22 protein-coding genes, 1 pseudogene and 1 riboswitch are annotated in these 20,278 nt (G+C 67.3%); of the genes and pseudogenes, 11 read left to right on the top strand and 12 right to left on the bottom strand.

The features are described from left to right. Nucleotides 1–27 precede the first annotated feature (27 nt). The gene (locus A5686_RS02000; protein ID WP_067930281.1) at nucleotides 28–1,677 is read right to left on the bottom strand and encodes a DNA repair helicase XPB; all 1,650 of its coding nucleotides are present in this window, start codon (nucleotides 1,675–1,677) and stop codon (nucleotides 28–30) included. Nucleotides 1,678–1,729: 52 nt separating this feature from the next. Further along, the gene (locus A5686_RS01995; RefSeq protein WP_067930279.1) at nucleotides 1,730–3,988 is read right to left on the bottom strand and encodes a helicase-associated domain-containing protein; all 2,259 of its coding nucleotides are present in this window, start codon (nucleotides 3,986–3,988) and stop codon (nucleotides 1,730–1,732) included. Nucleotides 3,989–4,140: 152 nt separating this feature from the next. Between A5686_RS01995 and A5686_RS01990 the strand changes: the two genes are divergently transcribed. The 4 genes from A5686_RS01990 to A5686_RS01975 are packed head-to-tail and all read left to right on the top strand — an operon-like array spanning nucleotide 4,141 to nucleotide 5,781. Then, a complete protein-coding gene (locus tag A5686_RS01990) occupies nucleotides 4,141–4,341 on the top strand; it encodes a hypothetical protein (RefSeq protein WP_197520447.1) in 201 nt (66 codons plus the stop codon). 8 nt (nucleotides 4,342–4,349) lie between these two features. Beyond that, the gene (moaC, locus tag A5686_RS01985; protein WP_067930274.1) at nucleotides 4,350–4,880 is read left to right on the top strand and encodes a cyclic pyranopterin monophosphate synthase MoaC; all 531 of its coding nucleotides are present in this window, start codon (nucleotides 4,350–4,352) and stop codon (nucleotides 4,878–4,880) included. Continuing rightward, entirely contained in the window at nucleotides 4,877–5,359 is a 483-nt protein-coding gene (locus A5686_RS01980; RefSeq protein ID WP_067930268.1) for a molybdenum cofactor biosynthesis protein B, read from the top strand. Before moaC ends, A5686_RS01980 begins: the two co-directional genes overlap by 4 nt. Next, nucleotides 5,356–5,781: a molybdenum cofactor biosynthesis protein MoaE gene (locus A5686_RS01975; protein ID WP_067930266.1), complete on the top strand. Its 426-nt coding sequence runs from the start codon at nucleotides 5,356–5,358 to the stop codon at nucleotides 5,779–5,781. The genes A5686_RS01980 and A5686_RS01975 overlap by 4 nt, the downstream gene beginning before the upstream one ends. A gap of 92 nt (nucleotides 5,782–5,873) precedes the next feature. On the opposite strand, the gene A5686_RS01970 is transcribed toward A5686_RS01975, so the two are convergent. The 4 genes from A5686_RS01970 to A5686_RS01955 all read right to left on the bottom strand — a co-directional run bounded on the left by A5686_RS01970 (nucleotide 5,874) and on the right by A5686_RS01955 (nucleotide 8,936). Next, nucleotides 5,874–6,731, bottom strand: a complete 858-nt coding sequence (locus A5686_RS01970; RefSeq protein WP_067930264.1) for a transglycosylase family protein — start codon at nucleotides 6,729–6,731, stop codon at nucleotides 5,874–5,876. A gap of 13 nt (nucleotides 6,732–6,744) precedes the next feature. Then, a riboswitch (cyclic di-AMP (ydaO/yuaA leader) is annotated at nucleotides 6,745–6,959 on the bottom strand. Between the two features lie 207 nt (nucleotides 6,960–7,166). Then, entirely contained in the window at nucleotides 7,167–7,445 is a 279-nt protein-coding gene (locus A5686_RS01965; protein WP_067930263.1) for a MoaD/ThiS family protein, read from the bottom strand. 4 nt (nucleotides 7,446–7,449) lie between these two features. Then, complete coding sequence (moaA, locus tag A5686_RS01960; protein ID WP_067930261.1) at nucleotides 7,450–8,532, bottom strand: GTP 3',8-cyclase MoaA; 1,083 nt, start codon at nucleotides 8,530–8,532, stop codon at nucleotides 7,450–7,452. Beyond that, entirely contained in the window at nucleotides 8,529–8,936 is a 408-nt protein-coding gene (locus A5686_RS01955; protein WP_067930259.1) for a YccF domain-containing protein, read from the bottom strand. The genes moaA and A5686_RS01955 overlap by 4 nt, the downstream gene beginning before the upstream one ends. A 165-nt stretch (nucleotides 8,937–9,101) precedes the next feature. Here A5686_RS01955 and A5686_RS01950 point away from each other — a divergent pair, with 165 nt between their 5' ends. The 3 genes from A5686_RS01950 (at nucleotide 9,102) to A5686_RS01940 (ending at nucleotide 12,614) form a co-directional block, all read left to right on the top strand. Continuing rightward, nucleotides 9,102–9,509, top strand: a complete 408-nt coding sequence (locus A5686_RS01950; RefSeq protein WP_067930257.1) for a cold-shock protein — start codon at nucleotides 9,102–9,104, stop codon at nucleotides 9,507–9,509. A gap of 130 nt (nucleotides 9,510–9,639) precedes the next feature. Beyond that, a complete protein-coding gene (locus A5686_RS01945) occupies nucleotides 9,640–11,592 on the top strand; it encodes an acyl-CoA dehydrogenase family protein (protein WP_067930254.1) in 1,953 nt (650 codons plus the stop codon). A 17-nt stretch (nucleotides 11,593–11,609) separates the two neighbouring features. Next, a complete protein-coding gene (locus A5686_RS01940; RefSeq protein WP_067930253.1) occupies nucleotides 11,610–12,614 on the top strand; it encodes a glutathione S-transferase family protein in 1,005 nt (334 codons plus the stop codon). Between the two features lie 75 nt (nucleotides 12,615–12,689). Here A5686_RS01940 and A5686_RS01935 read toward each other — a convergent pair whose 3' ends face one another. From A5686_RS01935 to A5686_RS01925, 3 genes are all read right to left on the bottom strand, one after another. Next, nucleotides 12,690–13,556: an endonuclease domain-containing protein gene (locus tag A5686_RS01935; RefSeq protein WP_067930252.1), complete on the bottom strand. Its 867-nt coding sequence runs from the start codon at nucleotides 13,554–13,556 to the stop codon at nucleotides 12,690–12,692. A gap of 103 nt (nucleotides 13,557–13,659) precedes the next feature. Beyond that, nucleotides 13,660–14,160, bottom strand: coding sequence for a DUF2771 domain-containing protein (locus A5686_RS01930; RefSeq protein WP_067930250.1), 501 nt, complete (start codon nucleotides 14,158–14,160; stop codon nucleotides 13,660–13,662). Continuing rightward, entirely contained in the window at nucleotides 14,157–15,803 is a 1,647-nt protein-coding gene (locus A5686_RS01925; RefSeq protein WP_067930242.1) for an MFS transporter, read from the bottom strand. The genes A5686_RS01930 and A5686_RS01925 overlap by 4 nt, the downstream gene beginning before the upstream one ends. Before the next feature lie 111 nt (nucleotides 15,804–15,914). Here A5686_RS01925 and A5686_RS01920 point away from each other — a divergent pair. Continuing rightward, nucleotides 15,915–16,727: pseudogene (locus A5686_RS01920) on the top strand (DUF3027 domain-containing protein); the annotation flags it as partial. Nucleotides 16,728–16,906: 179 nt separating this feature from the next. On the opposite strand, the gene A5686_RS01915 reads toward A5686_RS01920, so the two are convergent. Together A5686_RS01915 and A5686_RS01910 are read right to left on the bottom strand one after the other, a co-directional pair. Next, entirely contained in the window at nucleotides 16,907–17,362 is a 456-nt protein-coding gene (locus A5686_RS01915; protein WP_067930240.1) for an SRPBCC family protein, read from the bottom strand. 20 nt (nucleotides 17,363–17,382) lie between these two features. Further along, nucleotides 17,383–17,658 carry a DUF2530 domain-containing protein gene (locus A5686_RS01910; RefSeq protein ID WP_067930239.1) on the bottom strand — a complete coding sequence of 92 codons (276 nt, stop codon included), beginning with the start codon at nucleotides 17,656–17,658 and terminating at the stop codon, nucleotides 17,383–17,385. 195 nt (nucleotides 17,659–17,853) lie between these two features. Between A5686_RS01910 and A5686_RS01905 the strand changes: the two genes are divergently transcribed. The 3 genes from A5686_RS01905 to A5686_RS01895 are packed head-to-tail and all read left to right on the top strand — an operon-like array spanning nucleotide 17,854 to nucleotide 19,424. Beyond that, nucleotides 17,854–18,285, top strand: a complete 432-nt coding sequence (locus A5686_RS01905) for a MarR family transcriptional regulator (protein WP_067930238.1) — start codon at nucleotides 17,854–17,856, stop codon at nucleotides 18,283–18,285. Nucleotides 18,286–18,307: 22 nt separating this feature from the next. After that, complete coding sequence (locus A5686_RS01900) at nucleotides 18,308–19,138, top strand: RNA methyltransferase (RefSeq protein WP_067930236.1); 831 nt, start codon at nucleotides 18,308–18,310, stop codon at nucleotides 19,136–19,138. 10 nt (nucleotides 19,139–19,148) lie between these two features. Further along, a complete protein-coding gene (locus A5686_RS01895; RefSeq protein ID WP_067930234.1) occupies nucleotides 19,149–19,424 on the top strand; it encodes a DUF2537 domain-containing protein in 276 nt (91 codons plus the stop codon). On the opposite strand, the gene sepH is transcribed toward A5686_RS01895, so the two are convergent. Then, on the bottom strand, nucleotides 19,421–20,200 hold the full coding sequence (gene sepH / locus A5686_RS01890) for a septation protein SepH (protein ID WP_067930233.1): 780 nt from the start codon (nucleotides 20,198–20,200) through the stop codon (nucleotides 19,421–19,423). The genes A5686_RS01895 and sepH overlap by 4 nt on opposite strands. Between the last annotated feature and the right edge of the window lie 78 nt (nucleotides 20,201–20,278).

Here is a 20,278-nt window from a genome sequence, read left to right as displayed (position 1 = left end):
CTGCGCTAACTGGCGACGCCGTACAACCTAAATCGCCGGTCCCAAGAGGTCGTCCGCATCGCGAATGATGTAACCGTAGCCCTGCTCGGCCAAGAAGCGCTGCCGGTGCGCGGCATACTCGGCATCCAGGCTGTCGCGCGCCACCACGGAATAGAAGATGGCGCCCCCACCGTCCGACTTGGGCCGAAGCAGCCGGCCCAGCCGTTGCGCCTCCTCTTGGCGCGAGCCGAATGTTCCCGAGACCTGCACCGCTACAGAGGCTTCCGGCAAGTCGATGGAGAAGTTCGCGACTTTGGACACCACCAGGGTGGACAACTCGCCTCGACGGAAGGCATCGAACAGTTCTTCCCGTTCCTTGGTCCGGGTGGACCCCTGGATGACCGGGGCGTTCAGCTCGGCACCGAGCTCGTCGAGCTGATCGAGGTAGGCGCCGATCACCAGGGTCTGCTCGCCGGGATGTTTCGCCAGAAGTGATTTGACCACGGCGATTTTGGTGTGCACCGTCGAGCACAGCTTGTACCGCTCTTCGGGTTCGGCGGTGGCGTAGATCATCCGCTCGTTGTCGGTCATGGTGACCCGCACTTCGACGCACTCGGCCGGCGCGATCCACCCCTGCGCCTCGATGTCCTTCCACGGCGCGTCATAGCGCTTGGGGCCAATCAGCGAGAACACGTCGCCCTCGCGGCCGTCCTCGCGGACGAGCGTCGCGGTCAGACCCAGGCGCCGCTTGGACTGCAGATCCGCAGTCATCCGGAACACCGGTGCCGGCAACAGATGGACCTCGTCGTAGATGATCAGCCCCCAGTCCCGGCTATCGAAGAGCTCCAGGTGCCGATACTCGCCCTTGGTGCGGCGAGTGATCATCTGATACGTGGAGATGGTGACCGGCCGGATCTCTTTGCGTTCGCCGGAGTATTCGCCGATTTCGTCCTCGGTGAGCGACGTACGCGCGATCAGCTCGCGCTTCCATTGCCGCGCCGCGACGATATTGGTGACCAGAATCAGCGTCGTCGCACCGGCTTTCGCCATGGCCGCCGCGCCCACCAGTGTCTTACCGGCGCCGCACGGAAGCACCACCACACCGGATCCGCCGGACCAAAACGAGTCGGCGGCCATCTGCTGATAGTCGCGTAGGTGCCAGCCGTCCTGGGCCAGGCTGATCGGATGCGCTTCACCGTCGACGTAGCCGGCGAGATCTTCTGCGGGCCAACCGATCTTGAGCAGCATCTGCTTGACGCGACCGCGCTCGCTGGGATGGACGACGACCGTGTCGTCGTCGATTCGGGCGCCGAGCATCGGTGCAATCTTCTTGTTGCGCAACACCTCTTCGAGCACCGCGCGATCCAGGCTCACCAGTGTCAGGCCGTGTGCCGGGTTTCTCACCAGCTGCAAACGTCCGTAGCGGGCCATGGTATCGACGATGTCGACCAGCAGCGGCTGGGGCACCGCGTAACGCGAGAAGCTGACCAGCGCGTCGACCACCTGTTCGGCGTCATGACCGGCGGCGCGGGCGTTCCACAGCGCCAGGGGGGTGATGCGATAGGTGTGCACGTGTTCGGGCGCGCGTTCCAGCTCGGCGAACGGCGCGATGGCGGCGCGCGCCGCGCCGGCGAGATCGTGGTCGACCTCGAGCAGCACAGTCTTATCGGACTGCACGATCAACGGTCCGTCAGACATACTCAGCGCCACTCCTCCTGATCTGTGGTCACGCCGGCAGGCATGGCACCCATTATCGGCCGGTGGCCGACACAACCGACGTGATGCGGTGGATGGCGAAGTCACGCAGCTTTCCGGACGCGGAGTCAAACGCCACCAGTTGACCGCCTTTGATGGTGATGGGTGACACCACTCGCTGGGTCGCCACACCGGCCGCATCCAGATAACCGATCACCAGGGTGTCTTGTTCCTTGGCCGCGCGCTGCAACTGCGTCATGGTGACCGCGGGATCGACACGGATGTTGCCGAATGGTGCGGCGGTCACCTTGCGCAGCACCGCCACCACCGCGTTGAGGCTTTCGCTGTTGGGACGCCGGATCGGGCGATAGGGCCGGCGCTGCTGGGGCGTGGCCACCCGGGCACCGCGCGGACGAACGTCGACGATGGCGCCGGAGGAATCCTCGGCCGCCGGCGCGAAGCCGGCGGCCCGCAGGGCGACGAGCACCTCGCCGATGGGGGCCGGCGACACCGCGACCGTCGGCGCAAGGGCCCGCAACTGCACCTCTTCGGTCGCCGGTGCTGCCACCGCCTGGGCCAGCAGGGCGGGGTCCTCGCAGCGCACGAACGACGCCGCCATGCCGATCCGCAGCTGCCCATGCCGGCGTGCAACATCGTCGATGAGGTAGCTCAAGCCTTGGGGAACCGGAGTTTTCGAATGCTTGGCGAATAAGGAATGCATCCAGTCGCGGGTCTTGCCGACATCGAGTGCGTGGCGGATCGACTGCTCGCTGATTCGGTACACCATCGCGGTGCCGGCCGATTCGACGGTGGCGACGACGGCGAGTTGCTCGGCCAGGTCGCGTTCCAATGGGCCGGGCACGACCACGGTGAGATCCGCCTGCAGCAGGAAATGGTCGACCGGTTTGGGCAGCGCCCGGTTCATCGCCTCGATCGCGAGCTGCGGATCGCCGTCGTCGTCCAGCAGCGCGCGACCAGGTGTGCTGATCGCCCCGCGGCCCACCAGCCCCAGGGCGTTGCTCTCGGCGAGCAGGTCCCCGACGGGTCCGGGCTGCAACCGTTTGGCCCAGCGCGGGCGCCGCCAGATCAGCGCCGCCGAAGCGTGCGCCGCGTTGACGCCGGCGCCGGGGGGCAGTTCGGACAGCATGGAGAGCAACAGCCGGCGATCCAGCGGTGCGGCCGTGGAGTACAGGCCGTCGGTGAGGGCCCCATAGGGCTTGGCGTCGGGGCCGCGGCTGCCGATCAGCGCCGGCCGACCGGGAAGGTCGAGCCAGGTGCTGGCCAACAGCTGCCAGCGTTCGGCGGCCGACATCGCGGCGTACCGGTCGGTTGCGACCGTCGGCGCCCAGTACGGTGCCTCTCCGGTGACCGGCTCGGGGTCTGGCATGCCGCTGGCGATCAACCCAGCCGCGGCCGCGACTTCGAGGATCAATCCCAGGCGCGACTCTTCGATGCCGGTCACCTTGCCCAGCCGCTTGACGTCGCGAATCCCCAGACCGCCGCTTCGCAGCTCGGAAACCGGTGCGGTGGAAAGCGTTTCAAGCAGGACATCGACCTCGCGTAGCAAGTCGATGACAGCCCCGGCAGCGGTTGCGTCGACGTCGTCGGCCGTGGTGGTGGAGACCACCGGGTCGGGTGCGGTCAGCTGCATGGGACCGGGCTGCTCGCCCCGCAGCACCTGCCCGACGTGGCGGGGCAGGATCACCGTCTCGGCATCGATGCGCCGCAACAGGCCCATGGCCAGCAGCTGGGGTACCGGCCGGTCGGCGGGCGCGCCGGGCGCGGCGTCGCGGGTGCGGCCCAACGGGGAACCTTCTAGAAGCTTCTCCAACACGTCGAGCTGCGCCTGGTCGAGGCCATCGATCAGGCCGGCGATCTGCTCGGCGCTGCGCGACGCGTCCTCGAGACTGACCTGGCCCGGATGCCACGGCATTCCTGCCGCGGCGTCGGCGGCCACGCGCAGCGCGGCGTCGCCCCAAGCCAAGGCGCGTTGCCGGAGGTCGTCCACCGCGTCGAGGACGTCGGTTTCGGGGGCGCGGTCACCGATCAGCGCTAGCAGCTTCGCGGTGGGCACAGGCTCCACGTCGGCCTGGAGCACTAACAGCGCGTCGAGTACGGCCAGCCGCAGAAAGTCCAGGTCATCGGTGGCGGCCTTGATCGACTGGCGGGCCTGGGCGCGCGCGGCCAGCGCGGCGATGCTGCCGGGTGGGGGCTGGGCGAGGTCAGGCCGCAATTCCAACAGTCGGATCAGCCGCTCATCGGACAACTCGGCCAGCCACGATCCCAGCGGGATATCCGGGGTGTTGTCGGTCATTGCTGACCAGCGTAAAGCAGGTGGCTGATACCCAGCAGGCCTCGACAGCCCATCGCGCCGCTAGCGCGGTGACCGGCGGCGGCGACGGCAACGCGTCTTCAAACGCCGGTCTTGCGCCGCGTGCCGTCCGGCCACCTGTCAGAATGGACCTCGTGGCTGACACTGCTGAGGGCAAAGCACGTAAAACCAAGTATGTGGACAACGGCTGGCCGACGACGGACCCCGACGACCACGCGGTCAGTGAACTCGTGACCGATCGCACGGGCGCGCTGTCGCCCTTCGGTGAGCTGGTGTTCCCGCTGCCCCCCACCGATCTGCCCTACGTGCACCCGGTCACCGTCGTCAATCGGTAGGCCGCCAGATGGCCAGGGCCTCTGAGGGCTCCGAAGCCTCGGCGAACTCGGCTTCCGAAGACGCCGGCTCGGGCCCCCTGTCACATTTGGACGACCAGGGGGCGGCGCACATGGTCGACGTCAGCGAAAAGCTGGCCACCAAGCGGACCGCGGTGGCCGCGGGCGTCCTGCGCTCGTCGCCGCAAGTGCTGGCGCTGATCTCGGCCGGCGGACTGCCCAAGGGCGATGCGCTCGCCACGGCCCGGATAGCCGGCATTCAGGCCGCGAAGCGCACCAGCGAACTCGTCCCGCTTTGTCATCAACTCGCTCTCACAGGGGTCGACATCGACTTCACCGTGGGGGAGTCTGAGATCCAGATCACCGCAACAGTGCGAAGCACCGACCGCACGGGGGTGGAGATGGAAGCGCTGACGGCCGTCAGCGTCGCGGGCCTGACGCTCTACGACATGATCAAGGCGGTGGACCCGGCCGCACGGATCGACGACATCCGAGTGCTGCGCAAGGAAGGCGGCAAAACCGGAAGGTGGGCGCGCCAATGAGCACCCGTTCCGCCCGCATCATCATCGCCTCGACCCGCGCGGCGTCGGGAGTCTACGACGACCGCTGCGGCCCGATCATCGCCGAATGGCTCGCAGAACGCGGCTTTTCGGCACCGCAGCCGGAGGTGGTTGCCGACGGGCCGCCGGTCGGTGCCGCGCTGCGCACCGCGATCGGCGCCGAGGTCGATGTCATCATCACCTCCGGCGGCACCGGCATCTCGCCCAGCGACAGCACGCCGGACCACACCGTGGCCGTAGTCGACTACATGATTCCGGGGCTAGCGGAAGCGATCCGCCAGTCGGGCCTGCCGAAGGTGCCGACGTCGGTGCTGTCGCGCGGGGTGTGCGGCGTGGCCGGCCAGACCTTGATCGTCAACCTGCCTGGTTCGCCGGGAGGAGTTCGCGACGGCCTCGGTGTGCTCGCCGATGTGCTCGACCACGCACTCGACCAGCTCGCCGGTAAAGATCACCTGCGATGACGCTCGTCGTGCGCGCAGCCATGACCGAGCACCCGATTTCACTGGCCGAGCATGAAGAGTTAGTGGGCCATCAGTCGGCCGGGGCCATCGTCGGGTTCGTCGGCATGATCCGCGACCACGACGGCGGACGGCGGGTGGTGCGACTCGAGTACTCCGCGCACCCGTCGGCCGACCAGGTCATCGCCGATGTGGTGGCCGAGGTGGCCGAGCAGTCCAGCGGCGTACGGGCAGTCGCCGCAAGCCACCGCATCGGCGCGCTACGCATCGGAGAGGCGGCTCTGGTGGCCGCCGTCGCCGCCGACCATAGGCAGGCAGCATTCGCCACCTGCGCGCTCTTGGTGGACACCATCAAGGCGCGGCTACCGGTGTGGAAGCACCAATTCTTCGCCGACGGAACCGAAGAGTGGGTGGGCTCGGCCTGACGCGCCAGGCACGTCGGCCACCGGAATGCTGCACCATGCCCGACACGCCCCGAAAAGGAGGGGTTTCGGGGCGTGCGGGGGGTGAGGCGGCGTCAGGCGTTGGGTGACGGCTGAGCGAGAGCGTCCAGCGCGTCGTTTCCGTGAACGTCCTGCGCCTTGATCGCCTCCCACAGCTGCACGAGGTAATTGGCGTCGGAGGCCTGCTGCGGCGTGCCTTCCGGCACGAAACCGTGAAAGTCCGTGTCCACGACGGGCGGTGCGTCCGCCGGAGGTGCGGGTGGCATCGCGTCGGCCGGCGGCGGGGCGTCGGCGGGGGGCGCCGGCGGCAGGTCCACGGGAGGTGCGGGTGGCATCGCGTCGGCCGGCGGCGGGGCGTCGGCCGGGGGAACCGGCGGCAGGTCCGCAGGGGGCGGCGCAGGAGCGTCCGGCGGTGCCGGCCGGTCAAACGAGGCCAGCTGCACCGGAGCGGGCGGGGGCGGCGCAGGAGCGTCCGCCGGGGGCGCATCCACGGACGGGGCGAGCGGCGCCGGGGCGCCATTGATGCCGGGGGCGTCCAGGCCGGCGGGCGCCGGCACGTCGCGATGGGTCGGTCCCGACAAGGGGCCGCCGCACACGGGCCAGGCTCCGCGGCCCTGAGTGGCGAGCACCCGTTCGGCGACGGCGATCTGCTGTTCCCTGGTGGCGAGTTCGGCCGACGGGGCGTATTGGCCGCCGCCGTGTGAGGCCCAGGTGCTTGCGCTGAACTGCACGCCACCGTGGTAGCCGTTGCCGGTATTGATGCCCCAGTTACCGCCGGATTCGCAACGGGCTACCTGATCCCATTCTCCGTCGGTGGCCGCGGCCGCTTGGCCGGCCAGGGCGATGCTGCCGCCACCAAGAACCGCGCCGGTGAAGGCGATCTTGGCGACGCTGATGTTCGAACTGCTGGGCTTACGATGACGTCCGCTCATACGCGCCGATCTATTCCTCTCTCGTCACGCGCCTGCGAGGTCAGCTGTCGGGTTCGGGTTGGAGAGGCCACCCGGCCGGCGTCGTCGTCAAATGAGACGACGCCGACTTCACCCCTAGGAGCCGCGTGCGGCCCCATTCCGATCACGGTGGACCGGTGGGTCCCCCGTCTCCATCCATGTAGTTCGGAGGCCCCCCGCCTATTGGATGGAGCTCGGCGCGATAGGGAGGGGAGGTCCGCCAATCGGGATGGCTGGCGAGCCTTCGGAGACGGTAACCGTTTCTGTTGGTCTCGTCACGTTGAGCGGAACCCGGCGTTTCCCTCTCGGCCCTCCGTGAAAACCGCAGGAACACATAGTGTTTGCGCAGCTCATAGGGGTCGATATCGGAGCGTGACCGCGCCGTTATCGTTCCGTTACGTGAGATATGTCACAGTTTCAACCGCCAGAAAAGGGCGGCAGGACATCGATCGTGTCACCGGATTGCAACGCCGTGGTGTCGTCGCGGACGGCGATCCCGTCGCGCAGGTACGAGCACCGGTTCAGCACGGTGGCCAAGCCAGACCCTCGAACGGCGAGCCGCTCGACCAGCTCGCCGACCGTGGTGCCGGGACGCAGCACCACCGACTCTGAGTCGACGCCCGCGGCCGCGCGCGCGGCGGCGAAGTAGCGCACCGTCACCTGAATTCCGTTGGCTTGGACAGGGGTCTGCCCCATGGGACTAGCCACCGATCGCGCTCATCGGGCGGTCGGGCTGGATGAAGTTCGGATCGTTGATGCCATGACCGGCGGGTTTGCCCCACATCGCAGTGCGCCACGCCGCCTCGATCGCGTCGTCGGGCGCACCGCTGCGCAATAGCCCGCGCAGGTCGGTCTCTTGTTTGGCGAACAGGCAGCTGCGGATCTGGCCGTCGGCCGTCAAGCGCGTGCGGTCGCACGCCGCGCAGAACGCGTGCGAGACCGATGCGATGACCCCGAACTTGCCGCTCGGCGTGCCCGGGCCGGTATCGACCAGCCACAGCTCAGCGGGGGCCGAGCCCCGCGGCGCGGGATCGGGCCGCAGCCGAAAATGTGGGCGCAGCGCGGCGAGCACGTCGTCGGCCTTCAGCGCCGCGTCCCGTCGCCATTGGTGCCCGGCATCCAGGGGCATCTGCTCGATGACGCGCAACTGATAGCCGTGCTCGAGGCAGAACCGCAACAGGTCCACCACGTCCTCGCGGCCGGTGCCGGGGTCCAGCACGGCGTTCACCTTCACCGGCGTCAGGCCGGCTTCGTTGGCGGCGGCCAAGCCGTCCAGCACGTCGGCGAGGCGATCGCGGCGGGTGATGGCCGCGAAATTCTGCCGATCCACGCTGTCGAGTGAGACGTTGACGCGATTCAGGCCGGCCGCCGCGAGCCCGGCGGCGCGACGCGCCAGCCCGATACCGTTAGTGGTCAGCGAGATCTCGGGGCGGGGCTGCAGAGCGGCCGCATCGGCGACCACTACTTCGAGGTGGCGCGCCAGCAGGGGTTCGCCGCCGGTGAACCGCACGCTGGTCACCCCCAGCCGGGTAACCGCAATGCGCATCAGTCTGGCGAGTTCGTGAGCATCCAGCAGTTGCTCGCCCGGTAGCCAGTTCAGGCCCTCCGCGGGCATGCAATAAGTGCACCGCAGGTTGCAGCGGTCGGTCAGCGAGATCCGCAGATCGGTGGCGACCCGCCCATAGGTGTCAACCAGCGGGCCGGTGGCGGGGGCACCGGCAGAAACGGCCGCGCCGCCGTCGCGCCTCGGCACTGACGGGACGCCCAGCGTCGTCAAAGTCATGCGGCCGCCGGGGGCGCGTAGTCGGTCGGTGAGCTGACCGGGACAATCTGCTTGCCCAGCGGCATCAATGACACCGGAATCAGTTTCAGGTTGGCCAACGCCAAGGGGATGCCGACGATCGTGACCGCCATCGCCGCCGCGCTGGCCAGATGACCGATCGCCAGCCACACACCGAACAGCAACACCCAGATCACGTTTCCGACCAGGGCGCCAGACCCCGCCGTCGGCTTGTCCACAATCGTGCGGCCGAACGGCCACAGCGCATAGGAGGCGATGCGCAACGACGCGAAGCCGAACGGGATCGTGACGATGAGCAGGAAGCTGATGATCGCCGCAGCCAGGTATCCGACGGCCAGCCAGAGGCCGCCGAAGACTAACCAGATGACGTTCAGGATCAGGCGCATATCTCCTCCGCGGTTATTACCAAGCGTACCGAGTGCCCGATAACGGGGGTGCTTGTCGCCCGGGCCCGCGAGTAGGATCAGACTCCTAATACGGCGTCCTGCGCAGGCGGGACGCTTATTGTGTTTCCTACCTCTATTGATTCGTTAGACAAGCAGGTGAGACCAGTGCCGACGGGCAAGGTTAAGTGGTACGACGCTGACAAGGGCTTCGGGTTCCTGTCGCAAGAGGACGGCGAAGACGTATACGTTCGCTCGTCGGCGTTGCCCGCCGGGGTTGAGGGCCTCAAGGCTGGCCAGCGTGTCGAGTTCGGCATCGCCTCCGGACGGCGCGGACCGCAAGCGTTGAGCCTCAAACTGATTGAGCCGCCGCCCAGCCTGACCAAGGCGCGTCGCGAGGTGCCCGCCGAGCACAAGCACAGTCCCGACGAGCTGCACGGCATGGTCGAGGACATGATCACGCTGCTGGAAAGTGCGGTGCAGCCTGAGTTGCGCAAGGGTCGCTATCCGGACCGCAAGACTGCCCGCCGGGTTTCCGAGGTGGTCAAGGCAGTGGCCCGGGAGCTCGACGCCTGACGCCGGCGGTGGCCCACAACGTACTGCGCCGCGAAGCTACTCGGTGGTAACTTCGAGATCTGTAGGCGTGGTATTCGGGCCAGTAGCGGGGTACTCCCGCGTCGTGTGAGTCGTTAGCGAGGAGGCTGCGATGGCACAGCAAGCGCAGGTCACCGAGGAGCAGGCGAGAGCACTCGCCGAGGAATCCCGCGAAAGTGGTTGGGATAAACCGTCGTTCGCCAAAGGCTTATTCCTTGGTCGTTTTCCGCTGGAGCTCATACATCCATTTCCCACGCCGTCTGACGCCGACGAGGCGCGCATCCGTGCGTTTCTCGAAAAGCTGCGACAACTTCTGGACACCATCGACGGCAGTGTCGTCGAGCGTGACGCGCAGATTCCCGATGAATACGTCAAGGGCCTTGCCGAATTGGGCTGCTTCGGCATGAAAATACCCACGGAATTCGGTGGCCTGGGCATGTCGCAAGTCGCCTACAACCGCGCGCTGATGATGGTTTCGAGCGTTCATCCCAGTCTCGGTGCACTGCTGTCGGCCCATCAGTCGATCGGGGTACCCGAACCGCTCAAACTCGCCGGGACCCCCGAACAGAAGCGGAAATTCTTGCCGCGCTGTGCTGCTGGGGCCATATCGGCGTTTCTGCTCACCGAACCAGACGTTGGCTCAGACCCGGCACGCCTGGCCTCGACGGCGACGCCGGTCGACGGCGGGACGGCTTACCAACTCGAGGGCGTGAAGTTGTGGACCACCAACGGTGTGGTCGCCGAACTGCTGGTGGTTATGGCCCGGGTGCCCAAGAGCGACGGACACCGGGGTGGAATCAGCGCCTTCGTGGTCGAGGCCGATTCACCCGGGATCACCGTAGAGCGCCGTAACAAGTTCATGGGGCTGCGCGGTATCGAGAACGGCGTGACCAGGCTGCACCGCGTTCGGGTGCCCAGCGAGAATCTGATCGGCCGCGAGGGCGACGGGCTCAAGATCGCGTTGACCACGCTCAACGCCGGACGGCTGTCGCTGCCTGCGACCGCAACGGGGGCGGCCAAGTGGGCGCTGAAGATCGCACGCGAATGGTCGGGCGAACGCGTCCAGTGGGGCAAGCCGCTGGCCAAACATGAAGCGGTGGCTAGCAAGATCTCGTTCATGGCCGCCACCACCTACGCGCTTGATGCGGTGCTCGAGTTGTCTTCGCAGATGGCCGACGAGGGACGCAACGACATCCGGATCGAGGCGGCGTTGGCCAAACTGTGGGCCAGCGAGATGGGCTGTTTGATTGGCGACGAGCTCTTGCAGATCCGGGGTGGGCGGGGCTATGAGACCGCGGAGTCATTAGCCGCGCGCGGCGAGCGCGCGGTGCCGGTCGAGCAGGTGGTGCGGGACCTGCGGATAAATCGCATCTTCGAAGGGTCCAGCGAGATCATGAGGCTCCTTATCGCCCGCGAGGCGGTCGATGCCCACTTGAGTGCGGCCGGTGACCTCGCCAAGGCCGACGCGGGTCTGAAGCAGAAGGCCGCCGCGGCGGTCGGCGCGAGCGGTTTCTACGGGAAGTGGTTGCCACAGTTAGTCTTCGGCGAAGGGCAGCGACCGAAGGCGTACAGCGAATTCGGCCCGTTGGCCACACACCTCCGGTTTGTCGAACGCTCCACCCGCAAGCTGGCGCGCAACACCTTCTACGGGATGGCGAGGTGGCAGGCCAAGCTGGAACAGCGGCAGGGATTCCTCGGGCGCATCGTCGACATCGGTGCCGAGCTGTTCGCGATGTCAGCGGTGTGCGTGCGCGCCGAGGGCGAGCGGGTCGCCGACGCGACTGTCGGTCAACAGGCTTACGAGCTGGCCGAAACGTTCTGTCAGCAAGCGACGCTCCGCGTGGAGGCCCTTTTCCACGCGCTGTGGACCAACACCGACACCAGCGACGTTCAGCTGACCCACAATGTCCTGGAAGGCCGTTACACATGGCTCGAAGACGGGATCATCGACCAGTCAGAGGGTACCGGGCCGTGGATCGCGCACTGGGAACAAGGAGCGTCCACTGAGACCAACCTGGCTCGGCGGTTTCTGACGGTGGCTGCGCCGACGGAGGCGCATCTCTAGCGAGGAGTTTTGTCATCATGGCCACCTACGTTGCCGGGGCGGGTGAATTCACCCGTGACACCAACTACATCACCACCCGCATCACCGCCGACGGGCGCGACGGCTATCCGGTCGAGCCCGGGCGGTACCGGCTTATCGTCGCCCGGGCGTGCCCGTGGGCGAACCGCGCGATCATCGTGCGGCGTCTGCTGGGCCTGGAAAGTGTTCTCTCCATTGGTTTCTGCGGCCCCACCCACGACGAGCGCAGTTGGACATTCGATCTCGATCCGGGCGGAGTGGACCCGGTTTTGAAGATTCCGCGGTTGCAGGACGCCTACTTCAAGCGGTTCCCCGACTACCCCAAAGGCATCACGGTCCCGGCGATCGTCGACGTCGGAACCGGGGCGGTGGTCACCAACGACTTCGCGCAGATGACCCTGGATCTCTCGACGGAATGGTCGGCCTACCACCGTGCCGGAGCGCCCGAACTGTATCCCCAGCACCTTCGTGCCGAGATCGACGAGGTGAACAAGAAGGTCTACACCGAGATCAACAATGGCGTCTACCGGTGCGGGTTCGCCGGCTCGCAGGAGGCCTACGACGCGGCCTACGACCGATTGTTCACCGCGCTGGATTGGGTGAGCGAACGGCTGAGCGACCAGCGATATCTGGTCGGCGACACCATCACCGAGGCCGATGTGCGGTTGTTCACCACCCTGGCCCGCTTCGACCCCGTGTATCACGGGCATTTCAAATGCAATCGCAGCAAATTGAGCGAAATGCCGGTGCTGTGGGCCTACGCGCGCGACCTGTTCCAGACACCCGGATTCGGTGACACCGTCGATTTCGTCCAGATCAAGCAGCACTACTACATCGTGCACGCCGACATCAACCCCACCCGGATCGTGCCCAAGGGTCCGGACCTGGCCGGCTGGCTAGTCCCGCACGGACGAGAAAGCCTCGGCGGCAAGCCGTTTGGGGCGGGAACGCCGCCCGGACCGCCGGTCGAAGGTGAACGCGTGCCCGCCGGCCATGGGGCCTAGCCATTGCGTATCGCGGCGAACGTGGACGTGTTGCGCGAAATTTGGCGAATTTTCCCATCAACTCCACGCTCGACGTTAGAGCGGACAGCCCGCGGCGAGCAGGGCGTTGCGAACGCGCGCCACAACGACGTGGGGCCGACGGCTGAGCAGGTCGGCGCTGACCCGGACTATCGTCCAACCCCTCGCCTCAAGCTCTGCCAGTCGATCGATGTCTCGGGTCCGCTGCGCAGGATCGGTCCAGTGCTGCGCGCCATCGAATTCCACTCCGACCTTCCAGTCCTCCCACCCCATATCAATGCGCGCTAGCACCCTGCCGCATTCGTTGACCACTTTTATCTGGGTCTGTGGTCGTGGCAATCCGCTGCCCACGGAGAGCAAGCGAGTCTTGGTCTCGTACGGTGATTCCGCGCCCCCGTCGGTGAGCGGCAGGACCTGACGCAACTGCACGATTCCGCGCGCTCCGCGGTGGCGGTCGGCCAATAGTTCGACGTCAGCGAGCTTCAAGCCCGATGCATGCATCAGCGCGTCGAGCCGAATCACCGCTGTTGTCAAGCCCTTTCGCCTGGCCAGGTCGAACGCCGTGCGTGCAGGCGTGGTCAGGCGCATTCCGTGGCACACTGTCGTCTCATCATCGTCGAGGGTGTCGCTGTACGAGATGATGCCGCGCGCTTTGTCTCGGCCGGCTCGGTTGAGCTCGGCGGGCAGCCAGTCGTCGATCCACGCCGTCCGGTGCAGTGCGGCCGCGGACAGGCCCGCCAGCGTCGCGGTCCGCCCAGACCACAGCCAGGTCGCGATCGCCCGGGTCACGGCGGTCAATGTCGTCGCGCGAGGGATGTACACGTTGCGATGGACCATTTCGAAATCGGTCCGCAATTGATGCGGTGTGAGCAGTCCGGCTGCCAGCGCTTCGGTTCCTCTGAATGGCCAGTCCAGCGATCGCATGCCGATACATTGCCCGGCCGTAGCGACATCCTCGGCCGAGCGTGGACTCATTGCGCCCAAAGACTCACATTCACACAACAAGTCGACATCGGGGCCAGAGAAATCAGTACACCAGCCGCACCGACCATTCCGCGTGTGGCACGTCGCGCAATTCCCCCGCGGGATCGACCGCCAGCGTCAGCAGTTGCACGACGATTCCGGCCAGACGCCCGCGATGCGGGTCGACGGGCGGGATCGTTACGGCGAACCGGGTGCCCGGGCGAAAGATGGTGCTGGTGGTGTTGGTGGGGTCGTCGTACACCTGCAGCAACCGCCAGGGCGCGCGGTAGATGGCATCGGGCACCGAGAGCTGAATCGGGTACCGCTCGCTGACCTTCAGCTCGCCCTGGCTCTGCGGCGTCTCGCAGTCTTCGAGGTTGAGCACGTTGCAAAAAAGGTACGGCCCCACCCGGGTGAGGTGACCATGTGAATACGCGCTGATCTCGGGGTGACGCGGGCCAGAGCGGCCCACCAGAAACCAGGTCCCGACGCCGGCGCCAATGCAGAGCACAGCTATCAGGCAGGCGAGCAGTACAGCCACACCCCGCTTGCCTTCGGGCTTCACTCGGCAACCACCGCCGGAGCGCCGACACCGCGGCGCTTGCCCTCCTGCTCGACCATGATTGGCCTATTTCCTCCCAGGCCGGGAATCAGTGAATTGCCGCGGAAGCTGACCAAGGTCTGCGCCAGACCCAGGATGAGTAGGGCAGTGACCGCGGTGAAACCGACCCACAATTCGGTGTACACCAAGACCCCCAGCGCCCCGCCGAGGACCCACGCCAACTGCAGCGTCGACTCCGAGCGCCCGAAACCCGATGCGCGGGATTCTTCGGGCAGGTCGTTCTGCAGCGACGCGTCCAGGGACGCCTTTGCGATGGCGCTGGCGCCCGACGTGACGAGGGTGGCGATCACGACAAGCACCAGGTTGCCGGCCACCGAGGCCGCCAGCGCGACCGCGCTCACCGCCACCGTGCAGCGCACCACCAGCACGGCGGGCCGGCCCAGCTTCAGGCGCGCACTGGTGAAGTTGCCGACGAAATTGCCGATCCCGGCCGCGGCGCCGATCACCCCGAGCATCGCGACCTGGGCCCAGCCATTGGCCTGATGGGCCTTGGCGACGAATGCGGGATAGAGGAATAGGAAGCCCACCATGACCTTGATGGTGCAGTTACCCCACAGCGAGGTGATGATGTTGCGGCCCAACGGCTGTCGCAGTGCCCCGCTGACTTCTTTATGCCAGCTGCGCCGCAACGGTTCACTGTTCTGGCGATAGCTCAGCGTGGCGGGGACTTCACCGGCGGTCACCTCGACCCAACGCGGTATCCGCATGGACAGCAGGGCGCCGGCGACGGTCACGGCGATCACCACGAACAACGCCCCGGGCAGCTTGAACAGGTGCGTGCAGACAAACTCGACGCCGCTCGCTATCGCACCGCCGACGATGGTGCCGCCCAGCAGACCGAACATGGTGAGCCGGGCGTTCACCCGCACCAGGTCGATGGTCGGGGGCATGACCCGCGGTGTCACCGCGCTGCGCAGCACACTGAACGACTTCGAGAACACCATCATCGCGAGCGCGCACGGATAGAGCACCCACGACGGGAAACTGCCGCTCGCGCCGTCGTAGTTCATGACCAGCAGCACGGCCAACGCGGTGCGAAGGGCGAACGATGCGGCCAGGGCGACGCGACGGCCATGCTGCAGCCGGTCCAGCGCCGGTCCGATCAGCGGTGCGATCACGGCGAACGGCGCGATGGTGATCAACAGGTACAGCGCGACCCGGCCCTTGCTCTCGCCGGTTGCTGCGGCGAAGAACAACGTGTTGGCCAGTGCGACGGCCATCGCGGCGTCCACCGCGAAGTTGGCCACCACGGGCCACGTCAGCGCCGTTAGGCCTGACTTGTCGGCGCCGTCGGCGGTCGCGGCGCGCTGCACCATCCAGTACATCCGCGAACCCATCTCGCGGCTGCGCAGTGCCGCGGCGCGGGTGACGGTGATGCGCTCGCCGGCCGCCGGACCGCGAGATGCCCCGTCACTGTTGGGCTCCGGCTTCGGCTGGTGGTCCAAGGGGGGGAGATAACGGTTGGCGCTCGGCATTGGCGACGGGCGGCGGGAGCGCCGATCAGCGCCGCCGGCGGGATAATTCACCGCACCCGGATGCTGGGAGGCGGACCCGTTGCGGGCCCGGCGGCCCGGCTGAGGGGCCACACGGCTTGGATTGTTTTGCCGCCTTCCAGACACGTACCGATTCTCCCCTATGCCGACTCCATGCGTCTGCAGGTACGGGGTGTGGCTCGTCAACCTAGTATTGGAAACGCGATGCAGAAAGAAGACAGCGTGACCCGATCCTTCGAGGAGCCCACCGCGGGCTCCGCCGTGGCGACCGTGGGCGACTGGCCCGAGGGGTTGGCGGCGGTGCTCACGGGTGCGGCGGACCAGGCCAGGGCCGCCGTCGTGGAGTTCAGCGGGCCGGAGATGGTCGGCGACTATCTGGGCGCCGGCTACGAAGACGCGAACAGCGCCACCCACCGGTTCCTGGCGCATCTACCCGGCTATCAGGGATGGCAATGGGCGGTCGTGGTGGCCGCCTATCCCGGCGCCGAGCGCGCCACCATCAGCGAGGTGGTGCTGGTGCCGGGGCCGACGGCATTGCTGGCGCCCGAATGGGTGCCGTGGGAGCAACGGGTGCGGCCCGGGGACCTGAGCCCCGGTGACCTGTTGGCACCCGCCGCCGACGACCCTCGGCTGGTTCCCGGCTACACCGCCAGCGGGGATCCCCAGGTCGACGAGACCGCCGCGGAAATCGGGCTGGGCCGTCGTTGGGTGATGAGCGCCGAGGGCCGATCGGAGGCGGCCGAACGCTGGCGCACCGGTGATTACGGTCCCGACTCGCCGATGGCGCGATCCACCAAGCGGGTGTGCCGCGACTGCGGTTTCTTCCTGCCGCTGTCGGGTTCCCTCGGTGCACTGTTCGGTGTGTGCGGCAACGAATTGTCGGCCGACGGGCACGTCGTCGACAAGCTGTACGGCTGCGGTGCCCACTCGGACACTCCGGCCCCGGCGGGCACCGGGTCGCCGGCCTATGAACCGTACGACGACGGCCTATTGGACATCACCCAGGCACCGGTCGAGCCGTCGCCGCCGCTTCCGGAGTCATCGCAGGCGGCCGAAGCGCAGCCGGAGGAGCCCCGGCCCCAGCCAGAGACGCCGGGAGAATCGGCGGAACCCGAGCCGCAGCCCCAAACATCAGAAACCGAGCCTGCGTCTGAGGCGGTGGCGTCCGAGCAGCGGTCGCAGACCGAGCCTCCCGACTAGCCGGTTTCGGCGGCGGCCTTGATACGCGCGAGCGACGCGTTCATGCCGTCGAGCAGTTCGCGTTCGAAGTTGGTGGTTCCGCCAAAGAGCGCATTGACCGACAGATTCGAAAAGGCGGTGACGCCGTTTTCGGCGTGACGGCTCTCGATCAGCCGGGTGCCCGCGCCGCTGGGTTCGAGCTCATAGGTCCAGATGGTGTTGTTGGTGTCCACGCGGAACGCAAGCCTGCGGTCGGGGACGACCTCGACGACCGTGCAGGTGGTCGGCCAGAACAACCGCTTGCGGCGGTTGAGGTTCAGGGTCCGGGTGCCCTGACGCACCGGGCCGAAAGGCTTCATCCACCGGCACTGCGGACTCCACTGCGGCATGCGCCGCAGATCGGAAATCAATTCCCACACCTTGTTCGTCGGTGCATCGATATCGATCTGCGCTTGCAACAGCGGGGCTACCATCACTCCTCCAGGTTCGCCGGTTACTTGTGGTCGAGGAAATTTTCCAGCCCGGCCTGGGCGCCGCGCGCACCGCGTCGGGCCGCGGCGAGCTGCAGCAAGAAGATGCTCGTACCGAGTACCCCCACGCCCAGCCCGGCCAGGGTCACGGGACGCCAGCCCTGCAGGGAGGGCACCAAGAACGCGGCGGCCAACGCGATCAACCAACCCAACGCGCCGAGCGCGATGAATAGCCACGCGCGCAGCAGCACAGCGGGCAGCGGCGGTGCGGTGCGGTCGCGATCGGGTTGGGTGGACATCGCGATTAACATAAACCTCCCGTCGGCGTCGGGCGGCGGCGCACCCAGTTGCCGAGAGAGATGATCGAAACCCGCTGACTAAGCGGGATACCTGGGCGGATAAGCGTTTCGATGAAAAACCCCACCGCTCAGCCGAACACCCTTCGTTCACGGGTTCGTGTCCCGGTTTCTCAGGCAGCCGTGTAACCTCGCGCCATGCCTGACAGCGATGCGCGGCTGGCCAGCGACCTGTCACTGGCAGTTATGCGGCTGGCCCGCCAACTGCGGTTTCGCAATCCGTCGTCGCCGGTGTCGTTGTCCCAGCTGTCGGCGCTGGCGATGCTGACCAACGAAGGCCCGATGACCCCCGGCGCCCTTGCGATTCGCGAGCGGGTGCGGCCGCCGTCGATGACCCGGGTGATCGCGTCGCTGGCCGAGATGGGGCTGGTGGATCGCACGCCACATCCGGTCGACGGCCGGCAGGTCCTCGTCTCGGTCTCCGAGTCTGGGGCCGAGCTGGTCAAGGCGAACCGCCGTGCCCGCCAGGAGTGGCTGGCCAAGCGGCTGGCGACGCTGGACAGCAACCAACGCGACACCCTGCGCAACGCGGCCGATCTGATGCTGGCCCTGGTCGACGAAGGCCCGTGAGCCGCACCCCCGAGGCCGGCGAATGATCACCGACGTTGACGACCCCGACGATCCGAGGCTCGACGATTTCCGCGACCTGAACAGCGTCGACCGTCGTCCAGATCTGCCGTCCGGCAAGGGTCTGGTGATCGCCGAGGGTGTGTTGGTGGTGCAGCGCATGCTCGCATCACGCTTCCGCCCGCATGCTTTGCTGGGCACCGACCGTCGGTTCGCCGAGCTCGAAGATGACCTGGCCGGCAGCTCTGTGCCGTTCTACCGGACCTCCGCCGACGTCATGGCCCAAGTGGTCGGCTTCCACCTCAACCGCGGCGTGCTCGCGGCCGCCCGACGAGTGGCCGAACCCAGCGTTGCCGAGGTGATCGCCGGGGCCCGCACCGTGGCGGTGCTCGAAGGGGTCAACGATCACGAAAACCTGGGCTCGATCTTCCGCAACGCGGCGGGCCTCGGTGTCGACGCGGTGGTCTTCGGCAGCGGCTGTGCCGACCCGCTGTATCGCCGCGCGGTCCGGGTGTCGATGGGCCACGCGCTGCTGGTGCCGTACGCGCGCGCGTCCTGTTGGCCCGCCGACCTTAAAAAGCTGCAGCACAATGGTTTTCGGCTTATGGCGATGACCCCTCAGGGCGCTGCGTGCGCCTTGCCGGAGGCGATGACGGCCGCTCGTGGCGAACGCGTGGCGGTGTTGGTGGGTGCCGAGGGGCCGGGACTGACGCCGGCCGTCCTGCGGTCCAGCGACGTGCGGGTGCGCATCCCGATGTCACGGGGTACCGACTCGCTCAATGTCGCGACGGCGGCGGCGTTGGCGTTCTACGAGCGGGCCCGCTCGACGAGAGGCGGCGATGGACAGTCAGACTAGGCTCCGGCTGATGAGAGACGAGTCCGTCCCCTGGGCAACGGGTTTGACGGTCACCGCATTCGTTGCGGCGGTCACCGCCGCCGCGATCGTCGTGCTCAGTCTGGGGCTGGTTCGGGTGCACGCGCTGCTGGCCGTCGGGCTCAACGTCGTGGCCGCCGGAGGACTGGCACCGACTTTGTGGGGGTGGCGGCGCACCCCGGTGCTGCGCTGGTTCGTGTTGGGTGCCGCGGTGGGCGTCGCGGGAGCCTGGCTGGTGCTGCTGGCCTTGGCGGCCGCGGGTCGCTAGCGCTGGCCGCCCGACCGCACGCCGAGCAGCACGTCCTCCCAAGCCGGAATGACCGGCTTGCCCCGGCGCGTGTGCACGGGCTTTTCCTCGGGCTCTGCGGCCACCGGTACTTCGGCTTCCACGACGGGCGGCTTCGCGGGCTCCTCGAAGTCGACGTGGGCGACCCTGGCCACCGGGCGCAGCGGACGTTCGAAGCTGGGGTCGATCAGCGCGCTGGCCTCGTCGTCGATGGCGGTGACCGTTCCCCCGTGGGCGCCCGGGGAGAAGCAGAAATGCGCGAGGTTGTCGGAGCGACCGACCTTCCACGCAAGCTGCACCGTCCAGCGGTTGTCTTCATTGCGCCAGGCGTCCCAGCTCAGTTTGTCGTGGCTGAGACCCCTGGTCACCAGCGCGGCGCTGACCGTTTCCAGCAGCGTCAGCACGGAGGGGCCGTCGTCCAGCATCGGGTGGGCTGCGGTTGCCAGTTCCGCGGCGCGGAACCGTTCCAACAGCACCGGGTGGGCGAAGCGGCGGACCCGCGACACCTCCGAGCCGGATGCCGCGGCAACCTGCTCGACGGAGGCGCCGGCACGGATCTTTGCCTGAATTTCTTTGGGGCTCAGCATGTTGGTGACTTCAATCTCGAGCTGCGGTTGCTCAGAGGACAGGGCCGCGTCGCGCAGCAGAGTTCGCAGGCGATCGTCGGCCGCCAGCTTGAACTGCTCCGCGGGATCGTCACCTTCGCAGATGACATATTTGCTGTCGGCATCCAGCCCGACCACTTTGAGTTCCCGCATGGTTATCTCCTCGCAGGCTCCGTGCAGGTCAGCGACGGACCCGTCACGTGCGCACTGTAGTCCAGCAACCGCCCATCG

Origin of the sequence: Mycobacterium sp. E2479, assembly GCF_001667925.1 — a bacterium.
Taxonomy (GTDB): Bacteria; Actinomycetota; Actinomycetes; order Mycobacteriales; family Mycobacteriaceae; genus Mycobacterium.
The sequence above is the reverse complement of the archived record's forward strand: the minus strand, read 5'-3'. Positions and strand labels throughout refer to the sequence as shown.

Coding starts and splice junctions, on each gene's coding strand:
- A5686_RS01940 (WP_067930253.1), top strand. CDS start 11,610: ATGGCCACCTACGTTGCCGGGGCGGGTGAATTCACCCGTGACACCAAC.
- A5686_RS01970 (WP_067930264.1), bottom strand. CDS start 6,731: ATGAGCGGACGTCATCGTAAGCCCAGCAGTTCGAACATCAGCGTCGCC.
- A5686_RS01945 (WP_067930254.1), top strand. CDS start 9,640: ATGGCACAGCAAGCGCAGGTCACCGAGGAGCAGGCGAGAGCACTCGCC.
- A5686_RS01915 (WP_067930240.1), bottom strand. CDS start 17,362: ATGGTAGCCCCGCTGTTGCAAGCGCAGATCGATATCGATGCACCGACG.
- A5686_RS01935 (WP_067930252.1), bottom strand. CDS start 13,556: ATGCGATCGCTGGACTGGCCATTCAGAGGAACCGAAGCGCTGGCAGCC.
- sepH (WP_067930233.1), bottom strand. CDS start 20,200: ATGCGGGAACTCAAAGTGGTCGGGCTGGATGCCGACAGCAAATATGTC.
- A5686_RS01980 (WP_067930268.1), top strand. CDS start 4,877: ATGAGCACCCGTTCCGCCCGCATCATCATCGCCTCGACCCGCGCGGCG.
- A5686_RS01895 (WP_067930234.1), top strand. CDS start 19,149: ATGAGAGACGAGTCCGTCCCCTGGGCAACGGGTTTGACGGTCACCGCA.
- A5686_RS01955 (WP_067930259.1), bottom strand. CDS start 8,936: ATGCGCCTGATCCTGAACGTCATCTGGTTAGTCTTCGGCGGCCTCTGG.
- A5686_RS01900 (WP_067930236.1), top strand. CDS start 18,308: ATGATCACCGACGTTGACGACCCCGACGATCCGAGGCTCGACGATTTC.
- A5686_RS02000 (WP_067930281.1), bottom strand. CDS start 1,677: ATGTCTGACGGACCGTTGATCGTGCAGTCCGATAAGACTGTGCTGCTC.
- A5686_RS01910 (WP_067930239.1), bottom strand. CDS start 17,658: ATGTCCACCCAACCCGATCGCGACCGCACCGCACCGCCGCTGCCCGCT.
- A5686_RS01995 (WP_067930279.1), bottom strand. CDS start 3,988: ATGACCGACAACACCCCGGATATCCCGCTGGGATCGTGGCTGGCCGAG.
- moaA (WP_067930261.1), bottom strand. CDS start 8,532: ATGACTTTGACGACGCTGGGCGTCCCGTCAGTGCCGAGGCGCGACGGC.
- A5686_RS01905 (WP_067930238.1), top strand. CDS start 17,854: ATGCCTGACAGCGATGCGCGGCTGGCCAGCGACCTGTCACTGGCAGTT.
- moaC (WP_067930274.1), top strand. CDS start 4,350: ATGGCCAGGGCCTCTGAGGGCTCCGAAGCCTCGGCGAACTCGGCTTCC.
- A5686_RS01965 (WP_067930263.1), bottom strand. CDS start 7,445: ATGGGGCAGACCCCTGTCCAAGCCAACGGAATTCAGGTGACGGTGCGC.
- A5686_RS01975 (WP_067930266.1), top strand. CDS start 5,356: ATGACGCTCGTCGTGCGCGCAGCCATGACCGAGCACCCGATTTCACTG.